Origin of the sequence: Rhizobium sp. CFBP 13726, assembly GCF_014841925.1 — a bacterium.
Taxonomy (GTDB): domain Bacteria; phylum Pseudomonadota; class Alphaproteobacteria; order Rhizobiales; family Rhizobiaceae; genus Neorhizobium; species Neorhizobium soli.
The window spans coordinates 47,569-66,346 of record NZ_JACYUU010000001.1 but is presented as its reverse complement, the minus strand read 5'-3'; the positions used below and the strand labels follow the sequence as shown (position 1 = coordinate 66,346).

Below are 18,778 nucleotides of genomic sequence, written 5' to 3'. Positions count from 1 at the left end.
TTTTGCAATGGTCCGATCCTCACCGGATCAGGACGATCTGGGCGACAAAACCCGCCGCCGCGCTGATGGCGAGCACCGGCACCATGCCGAGCTTCAGGACGAACAGCATGACGGCGGAGGCTGCGAAAAGCACGAGCGCGACAGGATCGAGGCTGGACCAGACCGGGACGGAGAGGCCAAATCCTGCTGGCGCGAAGAGATCGACGTGGCGAACTTCCTTGAACAGAACGTGCAGGCCGAACCAGATTGCGAGGTTGAGGATGACGCCGACGACCGCGGCGGTGATGGCAGACAGCGCGCCCGATAAAAGGGCGTTGCCGCGCAAGCGCTCGATCAAGGGGGCGCCCGCAAAGATGAAGACGAAGCTCGGCACGAAGGTTGCCCAGGCGACAAGCAGGCCGCCGACAATCCCGCCCGTGACGGGGCCGAGACCGGAGGCTTCGCGGAAACCGACGAGAAAGCCGACGAAGGACAGAACCAGCACGAGCGGGCCCGGCGTGGTTTCGGCAAGTGCCAGACCGTCGAGCATCTCGCCCGGCTTCAGCCAGCCGTAATCGGCCACTGCGACCTGCGCCACATAGGCCAGAACCGCATAGGCGCCGCCGAAGGTGACCAGTGCCATCTTGGAGAAGAAGCCGAACAGGCTGGACAGGCTTTCCGGCGCACCGAAGGCCCAGAGCACCAGGACAGGCGACTGCCAGACGAGGATCCAGAATGAAAGCGTCGCGATCGTGCGGGCGATACCAGGTGTTTTCGCGCAGGGAGGACTGTCCTCTTTGGCGACGCTGTCTTGCGGTTGCTGCCCCCCTGCCCGCGTCATCAGATAGCCTGCGAGACCGGCCGCAAACACGACGAGCGGAAACGGCAGACTGAAGAAGAACAGGGCGATGAAGGCGGCGGCCGCGACACCACGCAGAAAAGTGGTTTTTAGCGTGCGGCGCCCGAGGCGGATCACGGCTTCCACCACGATCGCAAGGACGGCGGCTTTCAGGCCGAAGAACAGGCCGGCCAGCCACGTCGCATCCTGATAGAGGACATAAGCTGCCGAAAGCCCCAGAATGATTGCAAGGCCGGGAAGCACGAAAAGCAGGCCCGAAACGATACCGCCGCGCACGCCGAACAGCAGCCAGCCGATATAGGTTGCCAGTTGCTGCGCTTCCGGACCGGGCAGCAGCATGCAGTAGTTGAGGGCGTGCAGAAACCGCTCTTCCGAGAGCCAGCGTCTTTCTTCCACCAAAGTCTTGTGCATCATGCCGATCTGTCCGGCAGGCCCTCCGAAACTGAGGGCTCCGATCCGGGCAAACACGCCTATGAGCTCACGAAAGCTCGGCGCCGGGCCCGGGTTTTTGTCGTTAAGCGTATTCTGCATGGCCGCTCCCTGAGCCCTGAATTTTTCAAGCCCGTTCTTGACTCAGCTCGCAGCCATCCTTATCTCGGGTCTCGTTAGCACTCTCGATAGATGAGTGCTAAACGTCACTCCGCGGGTCCTTGAGACCCGTCCATGTCATTTGATCGAGGGATTAGACAATGACAAGCACCAATTTTCGCCCCCTGCACGACCGCGTTGTAGTCAAGCGCGTCGAGTCTGAAGAAAAGACCAAGGGCGGCATCATCATTCCCGATACCGCCAAGGAAAAGCCAGCTGAAGGCGAAATCATCGCCGTTGGTCCTGGCGCCCGCGACGAAAGCGGCAAGCAGGTTGCACTCGACGTCAAGGTCGGCGACCGCGTTCTGTTCGGCAAGTGGTCGGGCACCGAAGTCAAGCTCGATGGCGTCGACCTTCTGATCATGAAGGAAGCCGACATCATGGGCATCATCGGCTGATTTTAGCCGACTGCTCTTCTTCCAATATTTGCTGACACCCCTTTTCAGGAGTTCCCAACATGGCAGCTAAAGAAATCAAGTTTGGCCGCACCGCGCGCGAAAAGATGCTTCACGGCGTCGATATCCTCGCTGACGCAGTGAAGGTCACGCTCGGCCCAAAGGGTCGTAACGTCATCATCGACAAGTCCTTCGGCGCTCCGCGCATCACCAAGGACGGTGTTTCGGTCGCCAAGGAAATCGAACTTGAAGACAAGTTCGAAAACATGGGCGCCCAGATGGTCCGCGAAGTTGCTTCGAAGACCAACGACATCGCCGGCGACGGCACCACGACTGCTACCGTTCTTGCACAGGCCATCGTTCGCGAAGGCAACAAGGCCGTTGCAGCCGGCATGAACCCGATGGACCTGAAGCGCGGCATCGATCTCGCCGTTGCAGAAGTCGTCAAGGATCTCCAGGCCAACGCCAAGAAGATCTCGACTTCGGAAGAAGTTGCACAGGTCGGCACGATTTCGGCAAACGGCGACGCACAGGTCGGCCGTGACATTGCTGAAGCCATGCAGAAGGTCGGCAACGAAGGTGTTATCACCGTCGAAGAAGCCAAGACCGCTGAAACCGAACTCGAAGTCGTCGAAGGCATGCAGTTCGACCGCGGCTACCTGTCGCCTTACTTCGTGACCAACCCGGAAAAGATGGTCGCCGATCTCGACGACGCTTACATCCTTCTGCACGAAAAGAAGCTTTCGAACCTTCAGGCCATGCTGCCTGTTCTCGAAGCTGTCGTTCAGACCGGCAAGCCGCTCCTCATCATCGCTGAAGACGTCGAAGGCGAAGCTCTTGCAACGCTCGTCGTCAACAAGCTGCGTGGCGGCCTGAAGATTGCTGCCGTCAAGGCTCCTGGCTTCGGCGATCGCCGCAAGGCCATGCTGGAAGACATCGCCATCCTAACGGGCGGCACTGTCATCTCCGAAGACCTCGGCATCAAGCTCGAAACCGTAACGCTCGACATGCTCGGCCGTTCGAAGAAGGTTTCGATCACCAAGGAAAATACGACGATCGTCGACGGCGCCGGTCAGAAGACCGACATCGAAGGCCGCGTTGCACAGATCAAGGCACAGATCGAAGAAACATCTTCGGACTATGACCGCGAAAAGCTGCAGGAACGTCTTGCCAAGCTCGCTGGCGGCGTTGCCGTTATCCGCGTCGGCGGCTCCACGGAAATCGAAGTCAAGGAACGCAAGGACCGCATCGACGACGCGCTCAACGCGACGCGCGCTGCCGTTCAGGAAGGCATCGTCCCAGGCGGCGGTACCGCACTCCTGCGCGCTTCGACCAAGATCACGTCCAAGGGCGCGAACGACGACCAGGAAGCCGGCATCAACATCGTCCGCAAGGCGCTGCAGTCGCTGGTTCGCCAGATCGCAACCAACGCTGGTGACGAAGCTTCGATCGTTGTCGGCAAGATCCTCGACGGCAACAGCGACAACTTCGGCTACAACGCCCAGACGTCGGAATATGGCGACATGATCGCCATGGGTATCGTCGATCCGGTCAAGGTCGTTCGCACGGCTCTGCAGAACGCAGCTTCGGTTGCTTCGCTGCTGATCACCACCGAAGCCATGATTGCCGAACTTCCTAAGAAGGAATCGGCTGGCGGCGGCATGGGCGGCGGCGGAATGGGCGGCATGGGCGGAATGGACATGATGTGATCAGGCCGTAAGGTCTGCACATCTGATCCTTCAGGTTCAGTGTTTCGGAAAGGGCGTCGGGCAACCGGCGCCCTTTCTGCTATTGAGGCATACAGCATGCATAGCATTTCCCCCTCTGAACTTACCGAACGACAAGGACTGATAATTTTTATTCGTATAAAATAGTAATTCGGCAGTGACGCTCTTCTAAGCAACTTCACATTAACTGCGCTTAATCAAACACCAACGCGCAGGTTGCCATGAAGCACGTATCTTTGATCGGTAAATTTCTGACGCTCATGTCGTTCTTCGGCATATTCGTCGTCGCAACTGCCTTCTACAGCAGCAACAGCATTCGAACGCTGGATAGCGAGTATGGCGGGCTTCTCCAGCAGGAAAGTCTGGCAACTTTGGCAATTGCACGCGCCAATCGCTACATGCAGACCGGGCACGCTGCCGTTGGCGACCTGCTTGTGTCGCGCACTGACGCAGAGAACGCGAGCAATCTTGCGGCGTTTGAAAAAGCCAAATCCTCTTTTGGTGGCTGGATGGACAAGGCGATGGCGGCCCTTCCCGCTAATGCCAAGCTGGCGCCGATCAAGGCGGAAGGTTTGAGCGTTCTCAATGACGCTTGCGGCCCTGTGGTTCAGGCCGCAGCTCAGGCCACGGACGAGGCTGCCGTGCTGGCGTCTCAGGAAGCCTTCATGAGGGACTGCAAGCCGAAGTTTGCGGCCGTTACCGAAAAACTCACGGTGGTGACCGACGAAGTGATGACAGCTGCAAATCAGGAAAGCGAAAATCTCAGCGCCAGTGCGAAGACAACCATCTACGCCACTTTCGGGGCTGTTATCGGAGGTCTCGCCCTCGTGCTCGTCGCAGGCTTCTTCCTGATCCGTGCCTGGCTTGCACGACCCATCCAGCACTTGCAGCGCACGATGCTGACCCTTGCAAACGGGGATCTGTCGGCGCTGGTGGCCGGCGCGGACCGCCGCGACGAGGTCGGCAGCATGGCCAAGGCCTTGCAGGTGTTCAAGGACAATGCTCTGCGCAGCAAGGAAATGGAGCATGAAGCCGAGCTGAACCGTACGACCCAGGAAGCGGACCGTGTCCGCAACGCGGAGAGCGAACGCCAACGCAGCGAGGCGATGGCCGAGGCGACCAATGGTCTGGCGGAAGGCCTCAAGCGGCTCTCGGCCGGAGACCTGACCTTCCAATTGGACCGGGCTTTCGCCGCAGACTTCGAAGGCTTGCGAGCGGATTTCAACGACTCGGTCGCCAAGCTGCGCGACACGCTCCACTCCGTCGCCAACGCCACCAACGCGATCGACGGCGGATCCCGCGAACTCAGCCAGAGCGCCGGCGACCTGTCGAAACGTACCGAACAGCAGGCCGCCTCGCTCGAAGAGACAGCTGCAGCGCTCGACCAGATCACGGCCAATGTCAGCACCTCCACCAGCCGCACGGAGGAAGCCCGGTCGATGGCGATCGAAGCCAATCAATCGGCTGCCCAGTCCGGCGCCGTCGTTGCAAAAGCGGTCGATGCGATGCAGCGGATCGAACAGTCGTCCTCGCAGATCTCCAACATCATCGGCGTGATCGACGAAATCGCCTTCCAGACCAACCTTCTCGCCCTCAATGCGGGCGTTGAGGCGGCGCGCGCCGGTGAAGCCGGCAAGGGCTTTGCGGTGGTTGCCCAGGAAGTACGCGAGCTCGCGCAGCGCTCAGCGCAGGCGGCAAAGGAGATCAAGGACCTGATCCGGAACTCGGCGTCCGAAGTCAAGAATGGCGTCGAACTGGTGAGCGCCACAGGCACTGCGCTTCAGGTGATCCAGAATCATGTGGTGGCGATCAATTCGCAGCTCGATGCGATTGCCACGTCCGCAAAGGAACAGTCGGTCGGCCTGTCGGAAGTCAATGTTGCCGTCAACCAGATGGACCAGGTAACCCAGCAGAACGCCGCGATGGTGGAAGAAGCAACGGCGGCAAGCGCTGCGCTTGCCCAGGAAGCCCAGCGCCTGCGCGAGCTCGTCGGCCGGTTCAACACCGAAGGCGACCGCGGGATGTCCGCATCGGTGCGCGTTGCCGATCACGCAACCGCCCGCGCCACCCCCTCGCCGGCACGCACCCTCGCCAAGAAGGTTGCGTCGGCCTTCGGTTCGCTAGCGCCAGCCGCCTCTAACTGGGAAGAGTTCTGATTGACCACATTGACGAACCGAAAGGGCGGTCTTCGGGCCGCCTTTTTTTGTTTCGCGCCCATAAAAAAACCGCCCGGCAGAGCCGGACGGTGAAGGGTCATTTCAAGTGCCGCTCGGCTTAGTACAGCGTGCGGCCGTTGTTGTTCTTGCGGTAGATGTTGCGCGACGCGTTGTTCTGGCGGCGCTCGATCTCGCGGCGCTCGCGCGGGGTGATCACGCCATCGCGGGCTGCGCGGTTCTGGGCGCGATCGATGCGGTTCTGCTGGCGAGCGATGTTGCGAAGCTCCTGCGGCGTCAGTTTGCCGGTGACGGCACCGCGGTAGATCCGGTTTTCCTGCCGGTTTTCGCGGCTTTCGCTGCGGTATGTCTGCGCAAAGCTCGGCACTGCAAATGCAGACGCCATGACGAGTGCGAGCGTGGTGATGGCGATCTTCTTCATATCTTCCTCCTAGTTCGAGGTCGAACTCAATGTGAGAACGACACGATGGTAGGTGCCAAACGGTGAACCCCGGCTGAAGGTTGCGTTCACCTTCGCTTGCATATGCGGTTTTTTGCACATTCTAAAATGGCCGTGATCGTTCACTTTTATGAGACAAACAGTCTCCGATCGTTCATCTTTCGCGTTTGGCAGAAAGGGGTAATGTCCGGTTCAAGAATTCACACGCGGCGGGGAGAAAGATCCAGCGCCGCAACCCGGAGACTTCCCATGTCCAGCACCAACAACATCATCATTCTCGTCGCACGCATTCTTCTGTCGTTCATGTTCATCTTTGCCGGCTTCGGCAAGCTGGCCGATCCTGCAGGCACTGCCGGCATGATCGCAGGCGCCGGCATGCCGGCTGCAACCGCCCTTGCCTATCTCGCCGGCCTGTTCGAATTCGTTGCCGGCCTTGCCGTTCTCGTCGGCTTCCAGACCAAGATCGCCGGCTGGGCCATCGCCCTGTTCTGCATCTTCACCGGCGTGATGTTCCATTCGGGCACCGTTGCCGTTCCCGGCTGGCCGGATGCCGCTCTCGGCTGGATCAACACGCTCAACGGCATCATGCTGATGAAGAACGTGACCCTTGCCGGCGCCTACATCCTGCTCGCTACCTACGGCCCCGGTCTCTACTCGGTCGACGCTCGCCGCGGTAAGGTCGCAATCGCTGCCTAACCTTTGAGCGTTCCCTGCCATGAAGGCCCGCCAGTCAACTGACTGGTGGGCATTTTTTTATTCTGGAATTGCTATGATGTCCGGCGGCGGATGTTCTTTGCCAGCCAGACGGTTGCGCCACCGCATTGCGGATCCTGGGCGACGCTTGCCAGCACCTCGAAGCCGTTTTTTGTAAGGAGCGCTTCGTATTCCTCCGGTGACAGGCTGGCGTGGTAAAGCGGTTCACCGCCGAACTCCCCCATCGCCTCTCCTTCGAAATGGCCGGCGGTAAACATCAGCGCCGCACCGGGGCCAGCGAGTGCTGCAAAGCGCGGGAACATGGCGCGCTGGTCCTGCGGGTTGAGGTGGAAGAAGCTGTGCCAGGCGATGATGCCATCGAACTTGGTCGGCTGGTAGAACTTGCGCATGTCGGCAACGATCCAGGCGCGGCCCGGAAACCGTTCGCGGGCAAGCCCGATCAGCGTTTCCGATGTATCGACGCCGGTGAGGCGAAGATTGCGGCGGATGAGGTCGGCCGCGATCGGTTCCGCTGCACCGCAGCCGAGATCGAGCACGTGACCGCGCGGCGGCATGGTGGCCGCGAACCTGTCGAGCCATGGTCGTTCGAACAGGGTCTTGCCGCGCAGCTTGTCGAAGGCAGCTGCGTGGCGTTCGTAAAGCCCGATGATATTGGCGTCTTCGCCGGCCATCAGAGCGCGTTGCGCACGGCGTCGACGATATGCGCGATGCGCGGATCGCCCTCATGCGCGGATTTGCGCGCTCTCACCAAACAGGCCTGCGACTTGAGGATGACGCCATCCGACAGGATCTTCAGGTGGTTGGCGCGCAGTGTCGAGCCGGTCGAGGTAATATCGACGATGATATCCGCCTGGCCCGCTGCTGGTGCGCCTTCCGTGGCGCCGAGGCTTTCGACAATACGGTAAAGCTGAATGCCGTGCTGCGACGAGAAATGCTGCTGGGTGAGCCGCCAGTATTTCGTGGCGATCTGCAACCGCCGACCGTGACGCGCGCGAAAATCTGCGGCGACATCGCCGAGATCGGCCATGGTATCGACGTCGAGCCAGATCTCCGGAACGGCGACGACCACATCCGCATGGCCGAAACCGAGGCGGGCGACGATCTCGACCTGCCTGTCTGCATCGACCAGGCCTTCGCGCACGAGATCCTCGCCGGTGACGCCGAAATCGACGGCGCCGGCGCCGAGTTCACGGGCGATCTCGGAGGCCGAGAGAAAGGCGATCTCGATATCCTCATGGCCTTCGACGCGGCCGCGATAGGAGCGATCATTGCCGACGGCGACGATGGGAAGGCCGGCGCGCTCGAAGATCGCCGAAGCGTCGTCCTTCATGCGGCCCTTGGAGGGCAAAGCGATGGTAATGGTCATCAGCGCGCCCTCGCCTGTTCGATCCGGTCGAGCCACAGCGAAAAGCCGACGGCCGGAATATCGTCCACGGCGCCGAGCAGCGTCAGCAGCCGATCGAAGCGACCGCCGCCGACGAGAACCGCGTCCGACCCCTTTTGCGTGACCTCGAAGACGAGGCCGGTGTAATAATCGAGCGGACGACCGAAGGCGGCACGGTATGTGATGCGCGACGGGTCCATGCCGAGATCCTGAAGTGCTGCAACGCGGGCTTCGAATTCGCCAAGCGCATGGCCGAACGACAGGCCTGCGGCATCGGCAAAACCGGCAAGGGCAGCGGCCGCTTCGGAAAGCGGCAGTTCCAGCGACAGGAACTCGCTCAGCAGAAGAAGTGCCGCGCCATCCAGCCGGGTTTCGGCGAGCGCCAGCTTTTCCGTCAACCGTGCGGCAATCTCGCGCGGCGAGCGGCTGGCATTGGTGGAATAGCCGGTGTCCTGCATGGTCCGGTCAATATGGTCGATCAGCGCCGCCTCGTCCTTGCGCAAGAGATCGGCAAGTTCCGGCGACAGGCCTGCGACCGGCTGCGGGGTGGCGAGAGTCAGCAGCAGTTGCTTCAGAAGCGCCGTGTTGCCAAATGCCTGGATCAGCCGCTTCTGCCAGCCGAGCGGCAGGCCGAGCGAGCGCACGACCGCTTCGAACACGGTCTGGTCTCCGAGCGTGATCGTGAGCGCGCGACCGGGAAGCAGGCTCGCGATGATTTCGACCGCATCGGTGACGGCCCGGGCATCGGCGCTTGCGACGTTCTTTTCGCCGAGATCCTCGATGCCGGCCTGATAGAACTCGTTGTCGCCGTCACGCCGCTGGCGAAACACTTCGCCGAGATAGCAATAGCGCCGCGGCGTGCCGGTGGCGGTCTCGATATGGCGCAGGCAGACGGGAATGGTGAATTCCGGCCGCAGACACAGGCTTTCGCCTCGCTCGCTTTCGGTGAGGAAGATGCGGCGGCGAAGATCCTCGCCGGCCATGTCGAGAAAGGGTGCTGCCGGCTGGATCACCGGCGTATCGATGCGGGCCGCACCGCGACCGGCAAATTCATCGAGCAGGCGGCCGGAGAATTCGGGCATGTTGATCAGCGGCATGGGACGGCTCCTGCGGTAGGGGAGAAAGTCCCCCTCTGGGCTGCCGCCCATCTCCCCCACGGGGGGGGAGAAGACCCGCGGCAATCGCCGATCTCACCAGCGAGGCGCAGCAGGAGATCCGACGCCGGCGTCACGCACCAACGCGCTCCCTCCCCCTTGTGGGGAGGGTTGGGGAGGGGAAAAGCCACCGGCACAGACATCATACGCCCTTCGCCCGCCTGCGATCTTCGGCCTGGGCTGCCAGGATTTCCTGCACCTTGGCGACGAGATCGGCTTCTGCGACCGTATCCTGCGCGACGCGGGCTTCGCGCCATTCGGCATTGTCAGTGATCTCGCCGGAGAGGCGCTTGCCCTCGAACAGGTCCTTCAGCTGCACGACACCCTCGGCGCGCTCGTCGCCGCCCTGGATGATGGCGATCGGGCAGCCTCTGCGGTCGGCATATTTCAGCTGGTTGCCGAATTTCTTCCAGTTGCCCTGGTACATTTCAGCGCGAATGCCGGCTTGGCGGAGATCCTGCGTGAATTTCTGGTAGCGTCCCATGCTCTCGACATCACCATCCATGACGGTGACGAGGACGGGTGCGACCACCTCATCCTGGCCGAGCTTGCCAAGGTTCTTCAGCGCCGTCAGCAGCCGCGAGACGCCGATGGAGAAACCGGTGGCCGGCACCGGCTGGCCCATGAAGCGCGACACGAGACCATCGTAACGACCACCGCCGCCGACCGAACCGAAGACGACTTTTTCGCCCTTTTCGTTGGTGACGTCGAAGGTGAGTTCGGCTTCGAAGACCGGGCCGGTGTAGTATTCGAGGCCGCGGACGACGGATGGGTCGATTTTGATGCGATCAACTACATAGCCCGAGGCGGCAAAGATGCCATTCATCATTCGCAACTCTTCGAGGCCTTGCTGGAACAGATTGCTTTCCGTGAAAAGACCTTGAAGCTTCTCGAGCGTCAGGCCATTGCCGACCCTGGGATGATAAGTCGCATCATCGAACTTAACCGTCAAAGTGACGTCATCCTCACGGAAAGTTCGATCCTCCTCTTGTGCAAGGCCTTGGGATGACATGACGTATCCGAGGATGCCATTCTGCTGCTCCTCGTTGAGACCCGCGCCCTTGGTGAAGTCGCCACTCTCATCCTTGCGGCCGGCGCCTAGAAGTAGCCGCACGCCTTCAACACCAAACTTGTCGAGCTTGTCGATTGCGCGCAGCACGTTCAGCCGCTGGCCGGCCTTGTCGTCGCCACCGAGGCCGATCGCCTCCATGACGCCATCCAGAACCTTGCGGTTGTTTACCCGGATCACGTAATCGCCGCGCTTGATGCCCAGCGCTTCCATCGTATCGGCCATCATCATGCACATTTCGGCATCGGCCTGGACGCCGGGTGCGCCGACCGTATCGGCGTCGAACTGCATGAACTGGCGGAAGCGGCCGGGGCCTGGCTTTTCGTTGCGGAACACGTAGCCGGCGCGGTAGGTGCGGAACGGCAGCTGGATCTCGTTGAAGTTTTCCGCGACGTGGCGGGCGAGCGGCGCGGTCAGATCGTAGCGCAGCGACATCCACTGTTCGTCGTCGTCCTGCAGCGAGAAGACGCCCTCGTTGGGGCGGTCGCTGTCGGGCAGGAACTTGCCGAGCGCATCGGTATATTCGAACAGCGGCGTCTCGAGCGGATCGAAGCCGTAGCGTTCGTAGACCTCGCGGATTTTTCCGACCATTTCGTTGGTGGCGTGGATATCGGCGCTCGAACGATCGACAAAGCCCCGCGGCAGGCGGGCCTTCAGTTTCTGGGGCTTTTTTTGTTTGTCGCTCATGATCGATATTCCATTGCCTTCGGGCCTTCGGGAAAGGCCGGATTAGTGTGCGGTTTCTTAGAGGATGACAGCCGGAGCGGCAAGGGCGGCGGCTGGCGATCAGGCCAGAGCAGTGGTATATATTGCGCCACCACAGGGGTTACGGCCATGGACAAGCGCGTCACGATCGAAATCCCGCAACCGATGCATCGCCTCTTGAGGCGCTATGCCGATCTGCATGGCTTTGATACCGACGCATATATTGCTCAGGTTCTCCACAAGCATCTCGAAGATCTCCACGATGCTGCCGTCGCTGAAGCGTATCTTGAAGAAGTCCGAAATGGCAAATCAGGCACGTATTCGATGGAACAACTCGAACGCGAGCTTGGCCTGAATGGTTGACAGAACTGGCAGCCAGGCCTCTATCGCTCACCCATGATCCTCGAAGCGCTTCATTACACCGCGACCCTGCCGGTCACGTCATCCGAATTTCGGCCATTCATCCGATCCTCGGTCAATCTCTGGTCGCGTGCCAGACGTTGCGCCGACGCCTGGGCACCGCATGAGGAGAATTGCAAGACGTTCATTCGCGAGACTATTGCGGACATGAAGCAGCGGCGGACCGTCGTCGTGCTTGGCTCCGGTCTGTTGCGCGACGTGCCGATCAATGATCTTGCGAAGGGTTTCGATACGGTCGTGCTGGTCGATCTGGTGCATCTCGCCTCCGTGCGGCTGCGGATGCTTGCGCGCAGATACCGGAATGTGCGGCTGATTTCGCGCAATCTCTCCGATCTCGACAAGGCACTTGCCGGCGACGTGCCGGAGCCTTTGGCGTTTCTGCGGCAGGTGCCGTATCTCGATCTGGTCGTCTCGGCCAACATCCTGTCTCAGATCGGCGTCGGTGCGAGGCGGCAGCTCGAGGAGATGAGGCACCCGGAGCCGGATGCCATCGTTGCCAAGCTTGTCAGCGCGCATCTGGACGGGATCTCCGCCCTGCCCTGCCGCCAGATCCTGTTGACCGATACCGCCTATAGAATTGTCGATCGGCAGGGAGAGGTTCTGGAGACAACGGATCTTCTGGCCGGCGTTACGCCGCCGCAGGCGGTCCGAGCCTGGTCCTGGCCGGTCGCGCCCTATGGCGAACTTGGCCGTGAGTATCAGGCTGTCCATGATGTGATCGCGCGGTAGCTTGATTTGCGCGAACCCGCGTTTTAGCTTCGGTGCATGATGACACGCACGCTCCCCATCGCCGCCGCCGTTCTTGCCCTTTCCTTCAGCCTGGCCGTTGCGCAGGACATGAAGGGGCATGACCATTCCTCGACAAAGCCGCAGGGACAGACGGACACAAGCCCGTCTACGAAGGCCTACAAGGATGCGGCTGCAAAAATGCACAGCGACATGTCGCTGAACTATTCCGGCGATGCAGATGTCGATTTCGCGCGCGGCATGATCGCTCACCACCAAGGCGCGATCGACATGGCCAAGGTCGAGCTGGAACACGGCAAGGCCCCTGACCTGCGCAAGCTGGCTGAAGAGATCATCAAGGCGCAGGAAAAGGAAATTGCCGAGATGCAGGCATGGCTGAAGGCGAAGGGACAGTAAGCTTCGAAGCTTGTCCAACGTCGCATCCTTCCGTATCTTGACGGTCTGGAGGCTAGTGACATGCGCCCGATTACCGCAATCGGTTTTGATGCCGACGACACGCTCTGGCAGAACGAACAATACTACCGCCTGACGGAACGGCACTTCCAAAAGCTGCTTGGCGATTTTGGCGATGGCGCGGATATTTCCGCGCGACTGCTGGAGGCCGAGAAGCGCAATCTCGGATATTATGGTTTCGGCATCAAGGGCTTTACCCTGTCGATGATCGAAACCGCGATCGAAGTGACGGACGGCAACGTACCATCCCGCACCATCGGCGAAATCCTCGATATCGGCCGGGAGCTGCTGCGCCACCCGGTCGAGGCGCTGCCGCATGTGGAAGAAACGCTAAGATCGCTGAACGGCCATTATCTGCTGGTGCTGATTACCAAGGGCGACCTGTTCGACCAGGAACGCAAGCTGGCACAATCGGGCCTCGGCGATTTCTTCGACGCGGTGGAGATCGTTTCGGACAAGACTGCCACCACCTATCGGCGCATTTTCCAAAAATTGGCCGACGGGCCTGAACGGGCGATGATGGTGGGCAACTCGCTCAAGTCGGATATCGTGCCGGCCATCGCCGCGGGATCCTGGGGCGTTTACGTGCCGCATGCCCTGACCTGGGTCCTGGAACATGTGGACGCGCCGACCGAAGCGCCGCGTTTCCGCAAGATCGAGAACCTTGGCGAGTTGCAGCGGGTCCTTACCGAAGTCATGGCCGTTTGAAATTCAGCCGTGCCTGCGCGACCTCCGGCTGGCAGAAACAGCCCTCGAAATGATCGTTGACGAGGCCCATGGCCTGCATGAAGGCATAGACGGTTGTCGGGCCAACGAAGGTCCAGCCGCGCTTCTTGAGCACCTTGGACAGTGTGACGGAGACTGGCGTCGTGGGGTTGGCGCACAGCGTGGCGAGATCCATGATCGCGGGTCGGTCTTCCTCGCGAGGTTCGAAACTCCAGAAGAATTTGGCGAGGGTGCCAAACTCATCGCGCATCTCGACGGCGCGCTTGGCATTGTTGATGGTGGACACGATCTTGCCGCGATGGCGGATGATGCCCGCATCGAGCACCAGTCGTTCGACATCGTCTGGACCGAACTGCGCCACGGTGTCGAAATCGAAGCCTGCGAAGGCTGCGCGGAAATTCTCGCGCTTGCGCAGGATCGTCAGCCACGAGAGACCGGACTGGAAGCCTTCGAGGCAGATCTTTTCGAACAGCCTGATATCGTCGGCCATCGGCCGGCCCCATTCCTCGTCATGATAGCGGCGGTAGTCTTCGAGACCGCCGTGCCAGAAGCAGCGGCCCTTCCCATCTTCGCTCGTGATGATGCCCGCCACTTGCTTCTCCCAAACCATGACAATCCAATCCTTAACGTCAGTCTGACAGGTCTTCAGCTTGCGGCAACCATGTTTACACACGGGCCGGTAACCCTGCCAAAAGCTTTATGCGAATTCCAGCGCCGAACACCCCACCCGTTTACCAAACGCTTTGACGTGCCATTCACCATGGCCGCCAGATCCGTAAACGAGTGGACGTGGAACCGATGACGACGAAGACCCTGCTTCTGGCCCTAGGCCTGACGACCGCGCTTTGCAACACAGCTTTGGCAAACGACCGCTACGGCGACCGCCCGCCGGTCATCGTCAGCCCGGATCTTGCCGCTCCGTGGGTGATGCAGCTTGCCGGACCGAATGGACGATCGGCAGCAACCATGCGCCAATATCGCCAGCCGCAGAACGACCGGCAGCAGACCGCACAGCCGCGGGTGATATACCGCGAGCAGGCCCAGCCGCGGCCGGTGCGCCGTGGCATATTCGATCGCGGTCAGCCGAGAGCGCAACAGGTCGCCATGAGGCCCAACGCGCCGGTCCGCAGCCGCATCGATCCGCAGTTCCTGCCGCAGATGGTGGCCTATGACACCAAGGAAAAGCCGGGCACGCTCGTCATCGATACGAACAGCCGCTTCCTCTATCTCGTGATGGCGGACGGCCAGGCCCGGCGCTACGGCGTCGGCGTCGGCAAGCCGGGCTTCGAATGGGCCGGCGAACACAAGGTGACCCGCAAGGCCGAATGGCCGAGCTGGATCCCGCCGCAGGAAATGATCAGCCGCGAGGCCGCCAAGGGCCACTACCTTCCCGCCCGCATGGATGGCGGACCGGAAAACCCGCTCGGCGCCCGCGCCATGTATCTCGGCTCGACGCTCTACCGTATCCACGGCACGAATGCGCCCTGGACGATCGGCAGCGCCGTCTCCTCCGGCTGTATCCGCATGCGCAACGAGGACGTGACAGACCTCTACGGTCGTGTTGATGTCGGCACCAAAGTCATCGTGATGTAAGCGCCATCGCGGCTGCTGTGGCCATATGGCCACGGTGGCTTCGGCGATCGTTGAGCGCCCGTGTATATTCACCTCGTCTCATCTTGCCGCGGGCGATGGGTCGGGACATGTTTTCCTGCAGTTCAAGACGAAAATACCAGGGGGTAAGGATGAAATCGGGTAAAATGCTGTTTGCCGTGGCCGGCATGATGGTTTCGATTCTGGCAGTGGATGCTTCGACCCACGCAGCCTCAGCGCAGAGCTCCAGTTCGGCGCGGCCGCAGACGACCGCCAGCGACGTGGCGCCTTCGGTGCGCAACCGCACGGTGCCGGAGAAATTCCAGCGCCGGAAGGTTCGGTTCGCCACCAATGAAGCGCCGGGCACGATCATCGTCGATACGAACAACAAGTTTCTCTACTACGTCGAGGGCAACAACCGCGCTACCCGCTACGGGATCGGCGTCGGTCGCGAAGGCTTCGGCTGGTCGGGCTTGGTTTCGATCGGCCGCAAGTCGGAATGGCCGACCTGGACGCCCCCTGCCGAAATGCGCGCCCGTGAGGCCCGCCGCGGCATCAAGCTGCCCGTCGTCATGCAGGGCGGCCCGGAAAACCCGCTCGGCGCCCGCGCCATGTATCTCTACAAGGGCGGCCGTGACACGATCTTCCGCATCCACGGCACCAACCAGCCCTGGACGATCGGCCTCAACCTCTCGTCCGGCTGCATCCGCATGATGAACAAGGATGTGGAGCATCTTTACGCGCGCGCTGCTGTCGGCTCCAAGGTGGTCGTCATCGGCCCCGGCAGCAAACCGGGCGACGTCGCCTTCGAAGACCGCGGCCTCGACATTTTCCGCACCATCTTCGGCGGCTGATTGTTAGGCATCTCTTCTCGCATTCCTGTGCGCGTCACAGGAATGCGGTCGGTCTAGGTTAACGGACAAAAAGACTCTTCCGCATCGCGGACGCGACGCTGCTCAATCCCTGTGACAAGCACAGGGATGAGGGTGGAGAGTGGGCGGTGCCGGCGGCAATCAGACGACCATGTCGCCTTTTAGGGTAAGATCGGCCAGCCTCGCCTAGACGAGTGCCTTTGCCTTTCTCGCGAGCTTTGCCGGTTCGGGCCCGCCATAGGCCCAGTCCAGCAGTTCCACCGTGTGGACGATCGGGATGGCTGTTCCAGACGCGATCTGGGTGATGCAGCCGATATTGCCGGTCGCGATCACATCCGGCTTCGTCGCCTCAATATTCCTGACCTTGCGCGCCTTCAACTGGCCTGAAATTTCCGGCTGCAAGATATTGTAGGTCCCGGCCGATCCGCAGCAGAGGTGGCCTTCTGCGGGATCGCGGACGGTAAAGCCTGCTGCCTTCAGAAGCTGCTTCGGGGCTGCGACGATCTTCTGGCCGTGCTGCATTGAACAGGCGGAATGATAGGTGACGGTGAGCTTTTTCGGCTCCAGCTTGGCAAGATCAAGCGTGAACAGGTATTCGGTGATGTCCTTTGCGAGCGCCGAGACTGTTGCTGCCTTCTCCGCATAGGCCTGGTCCAGCCGCAGCATGTGGCCGTAATCCTTGATCGTGGTGCCGCAGCCGGAGGTGGTGATGATGATCGCATCGAGACCGCCCTTCTCGATTTCGCGGGTCCAGACATCGACATTACCGCGGGCGAAATCCAGCGCCTGTTCCTCGCGCCCCATGTGATGCACAAGAGCGCCGCAGCAGCCTTCGCCTTGCGGGCTGACGACCTCGACGCCGAGGCGCGACAGCAGCCGGTGTGTCGCGGCATTGATGCCGGGATCGAGCACCGGCTGGGCGCAACCGGAGAGGATTGCGACACGCCCGCGGTGTTGCGCTTGCGGCATCTGCGATACCGCGGGGGCTGATCCGGCCGGTGGGGCGGCTCTCGGCGCAAGTTCCAGCATGGCTGCGAGGGGCCGAAGCGGCTTGATGCGTTTCAACAACGGCGCAAATGGCCGGCCGAGCCTTGCCAGCGCCAGTGCTGTCCTGAACCGTGCGGGATAGGGAAGGACCGCGGCCAGCAGGCTGCGGATCAGCCGATCGGCAAGCGGCCGGCGATAGGTGTTTTCGATATGGATGCGGGCGTGATCGACCAGATGCATATAGTCGACGCCGGAGGGACAGGTGGTGACGCAGGAGAGGCAGGACAGACAGCGATCGATATGGGTGACGACTTGCTCATCGGCTGCCCGATCGTTTTCCAGCATGTCCTTGATGAGATAGATCCGGCCGCGCGGGCTGTCGAGCTCATCGCCCAGCGTCACATAGGTGGGACAGGTGGCGGTGCAAAAGCCGCAATGAACGCAGCGGCGCAGGATCTTTTCGGACTCCGCCACATGCGGGTCGAGCAGTTGTTCGGGGGTGAAGGAGGTCTGCATCAGTGCGCTTCTTCCCTGTCAACTTGGCCCCGCCTGCCGCAGGCGGCGCAGGACCTCGATACCGATGATGGTCTCATGATCACCACCCCATCTTGCCCGGCGAGAAGATCCCGGCCGGGTCGAGTTTCTGTTTTACCCGCGCCGAGAGTGCAGCCACGGCATCGGGGACCGGCTCGAACGACGGGGTCGCGGCCCTTGTAGCGTTCGGAGCGCGGATGAGGGTCGCGTGGCCTCCCCCAAGAGCGCGGATGTAGCCGCGCAGGAAGTCGGCTTCGGGATCTGCCTCCATCTGTATCCAGACCAGCCCGCCCTGCCAGTCGTAATAGGCATCGACGGCTGCCTCCATGCGAAGGGCGGCCACCAGCTGACAGCCGGCCATCGGCGCCATCGAGACGCGCCAGAGGGGCCGACCGGCGCCGTCGGCATAGGGGTGGACGTCGCGGATCTCGCGCCAGAGCGGCAGGCTTTGTTCCATGCCGAGCCTTGTGACCGGACCGAAGGCCTGCATCACGGCGACCAGCTTTTCGGCGCGCACCGCGACGGAGGCCGCGAGACCTTCGAGACGCAGGACGGTTGCTTCGTTCTCGGGCAAGGCACCATCGATAAACCGGGCCCGCACGGTCTGCGGCAGATGCGCGGCGCCGGAGACCTCGACCGGCAGCGCCATGGCCGCCGCCATCGCCTTTGCGGCCGTCTCGTCGTCGAGGCCTGATATGACGATGGTTTCAACCGTCTGCGGCACCGGAAGCACGCGAAACGTCACTTCCGTCAGAAAGCCCAGCGTGCCGTGCGAACCGGCGAGAAGCTTGACCAGATCGAGGCCGGTGACGTTTTTCATCACCCGCCCGCCGGCGCGCAGCAGTTCGCCGTTGCCGTTGACGAACCGGATGCCGAGAAGACTGTCCCTCGCCGCCCCTGCCACGAAGCGGCGCGGACCTGAGGCGTTGGCGGCAAACACGCCGCCGATCGTCGGCTCTCCTGATGTACCCATGATGCCGCGGTGATCCATGGGCTCGAAGGCCATCATCTGGCGGTTTGCGGCAAGGGCCGCTTCCACCTCGGCGACCGGTGTGCCGGCTTTGACGGTCATCACCATTTCGGCCGGATCATAGTCGACGATGCCGGTCAGGCCGCGCGACGACAGGGGCTCGGCGCCCTCGGTGGCATTGCCGAAGCCCGAGCGGGTGTTGCCACCGCACAGGTTGAATTTCCGGCCGTCGGCCAGGGCGCTGCGGATGACATAGGCGGCATCGGTTTCGGAATGGGGTATCAGCAAGGGA

At 61.6% G+C, this 18,778-nt stretch carries 19 protein-coding genes; 10 read left to right on the top strand and 9 right to left on the bottom strand.

The annotated features are described in order from the left end of the window. Positions 1 to 19 precede the first annotated feature (19 nt). Positions 20 to 1,369, bottom strand: coding sequence for a chromate efflux transporter (gene chrA / locus IFT66_RS00320; protein WP_192076483.1), 1,350 nt, complete (start codon positions 1,367 to 1,369; stop codon positions 20 to 22). 158 nt (positions 1,370 to 1,527) lie between these two features. On the opposite strand from chrA, the gene groES reads away from it, so the two are divergent. From groES to IFT66_RS00305, 3 genes are all read left to right on the top strand, one after another. Continuing rightward, the gene (gene groES / locus IFT66_RS00315) at positions 1,528 to 1,824 is read left to right on the top strand and encodes a co-chaperone GroES (protein ID WP_062453716.1); all 297 of its coding nucleotides are present in this window, start codon (positions 1,528 to 1,530) and stop codon (positions 1,822 to 1,824) included. A 59-nt stretch (positions 1,825 to 1,883) separates the two neighbouring features. Then, positions 1,884 to 3,530, top strand: a complete 1,647-nt coding sequence (gene groL / locus IFT66_RS00310) for a chaperonin GroEL (protein ID WP_192076482.1) — start codon at positions 1,884 to 1,886, stop codon at positions 3,528 to 3,530. A gap of 239 nt (positions 3,531 to 3,769) precedes the next feature. Next, positions 3,770 to 5,704 (top strand): methyl-accepting chemotaxis protein, encoded by a 1,935-nt coding sequence (locus tag IFT66_RS00305; RefSeq protein ID WP_062579302.1) that lies wholly within the window; start codon positions 3,770 to 3,772, stop codon positions 5,702 to 5,704. A gap of 118 nt (positions 5,705 to 5,822) precedes the next feature. Here the strand turns inward: IFT66_RS00305 and IFT66_RS00300 are convergent, their stop codons facing one another. Further along, positions 5,823 to 6,143 (bottom strand): hypothetical protein, encoded by a 321-nt coding sequence (locus IFT66_RS00300; protein ID WP_192076481.1) that lies wholly within the window; start codon positions 6,141 to 6,143, stop codon positions 5,823 to 5,825. A 267-nt stretch (positions 6,144 to 6,410) separates the two neighbouring features. Here IFT66_RS00300 and IFT66_RS00295 point away from each other — a divergent pair, with 267 nt between their 5' ends. Beyond that, entirely contained in the window at positions 6,411 to 6,857 is a 447-nt protein-coding gene (locus IFT66_RS00295; RefSeq protein WP_062453720.1) for a DoxX family protein, read from the top strand. 71 nt (positions 6,858 to 6,928) lie between these two features. On the opposite strand, the gene IFT66_RS00290 is transcribed toward IFT66_RS00295, so the two are convergent. The 4 genes from IFT66_RS00290 to hisS form a co-directional block, all read right to left on the bottom strand. After that, entirely contained in the window at positions 6,929 to 7,546 is a 618-nt protein-coding gene (locus tag IFT66_RS00290; protein WP_062579301.1) for a class I SAM-dependent DNA methyltransferase, read from the bottom strand. Beyond that, positions 7,546 to 8,241 (bottom strand): ATP phosphoribosyltransferase, encoded by a 696-nt coding sequence (gene hisG / locus IFT66_RS00285; protein WP_192076480.1) that lies wholly within the window; start codon positions 8,239 to 8,241, stop codon positions 7,546 to 7,548. The genes IFT66_RS00290 and hisG overlap by 1 nt, the downstream gene beginning before the upstream one ends. After that, complete coding sequence (locus tag IFT66_RS00280; protein WP_192076479.1) at positions 8,241 to 9,356, bottom strand: ATP phosphoribosyltransferase regulatory subunit; 1,116 nt, start codon at positions 9,354 to 9,356, stop codon at positions 8,241 to 8,243. Before IFT66_RS00280 ends, hisG begins: the two co-directional genes overlap by 1 nt. A 199-nt stretch (positions 9,357 to 9,555) precedes the next feature. Beyond that, positions 9,556 to 11,169 (bottom strand): histidine--tRNA ligase, encoded by a 1,614-nt coding sequence (hisS, locus tag IFT66_RS00275; RefSeq protein ID WP_192076478.1) that lies wholly within the window; start codon positions 11,167 to 11,169, stop codon positions 9,556 to 9,558. Between the two features lie 147 nt (positions 11,170 to 11,316). On the opposite strand from hisS, the gene relB reads away from it, so the two are divergent. Genes relB through IFT66_RS00255 form a run of 4 tightly spaced genes read left to right on the top strand, consistent with a single transcriptional unit; the run spans position 11,317 to position 13,515 of the window. Beyond that, positions 11,317 to 11,550 carry a type II toxin-antitoxin system RelB family antitoxin gene (relB, locus tag IFT66_RS00270; protein ID WP_192076477.1) on the top strand — a complete coding sequence of 78 codons (234 nt, stop codon included), beginning with the start codon at positions 11,317 to 11,319 and terminating at the stop codon, positions 11,548 to 11,550. A gap of 33 nt (positions 11,551 to 11,583) precedes the next feature. Next, positions 11,584 to 12,336 (top strand): hypothetical protein, encoded by a 753-nt coding sequence (locus tag IFT66_RS00265; RefSeq protein ID WP_192076476.1) that lies wholly within the window; start codon positions 11,584 to 11,586, stop codon positions 12,334 to 12,336. A gap of 39 nt (positions 12,337 to 12,375) precedes the next feature. Continuing rightward, positions 12,376 to 12,750, top strand: a complete 375-nt coding sequence (gene copM / locus IFT66_RS00260) for a CopM family metallochaperone (RefSeq protein ID WP_425503198.1) — start codon at positions 12,376 to 12,378, stop codon at positions 12,748 to 12,750. Positions 12,751 to 12,810: 60 nt separating this feature from the next. Continuing rightward, the gene (locus IFT66_RS00255; RefSeq protein WP_062453728.1) at positions 12,811 to 13,515 is read left to right on the top strand and encodes an HAD family hydrolase; all 705 of its coding nucleotides are present in this window, start codon (positions 12,811 to 12,813) and stop codon (positions 13,513 to 13,515) included. On the opposite strand, the gene IFT66_RS00250 is transcribed toward IFT66_RS00255, so the two are convergent. Next, positions 13,502 to 14,143, bottom strand: a complete 642-nt coding sequence (locus tag IFT66_RS00250; RefSeq protein ID WP_062453729.1) for a DNA-3-methyladenine glycosylase I — start codon at positions 14,141 to 14,143, stop codon at positions 13,502 to 13,504. The genes IFT66_RS00255 and IFT66_RS00250 overlap by 14 nt on opposite strands. A 188-nt stretch (positions 14,144 to 14,331) precedes the next feature. Between IFT66_RS00250 and IFT66_RS00245 the strand changes: the two genes are divergently transcribed. Both IFT66_RS00245 and IFT66_RS00240 read left to right on the top strand, forming a co-directional pair. Continuing rightward, complete coding sequence (locus IFT66_RS00245) at positions 14,332 to 15,126, top strand: L,D-transpeptidase (RefSeq protein WP_192076475.1); 795 nt, start codon at positions 14,332 to 14,334, stop codon at positions 15,124 to 15,126. Between the two features lie 149 nt (positions 15,127 to 15,275). After that, complete coding sequence (locus IFT66_RS00240) at positions 15,276 to 15,977, top strand: L,D-transpeptidase (RefSeq protein ID WP_249406315.1); 702 nt, start codon at positions 15,276 to 15,278, stop codon at positions 15,975 to 15,977. A 204-nt stretch (positions 15,978 to 16,181) separates the two neighbouring features. Here IFT66_RS00240 and glcF read toward each other — a convergent pair whose 3' ends face one another. Together glcF and IFT66_RS00230 are read right to left on the bottom strand one after the other, a co-directional pair. Next, on the bottom strand, positions 16,182 to 17,498 hold the full coding sequence (gene glcF, locus IFT66_RS00235) for a glycolate oxidase subunit GlcF (protein ID WP_192076474.1): 1,317 nt from the start codon (positions 17,496 to 17,498) through the stop codon (positions 16,182 to 16,184). 79 nt (positions 17,499 to 17,577) lie between these two features. Continuing rightward, a complete protein-coding gene (locus IFT66_RS00230; protein ID WP_192076473.1) occupies positions 17,578 to 18,774 on the bottom strand; it encodes an FAD-binding protein in 1,197 nt (398 codons plus the stop codon). Between the last annotated feature and the right edge of the window lie 4 nt (positions 18,775 to 18,778).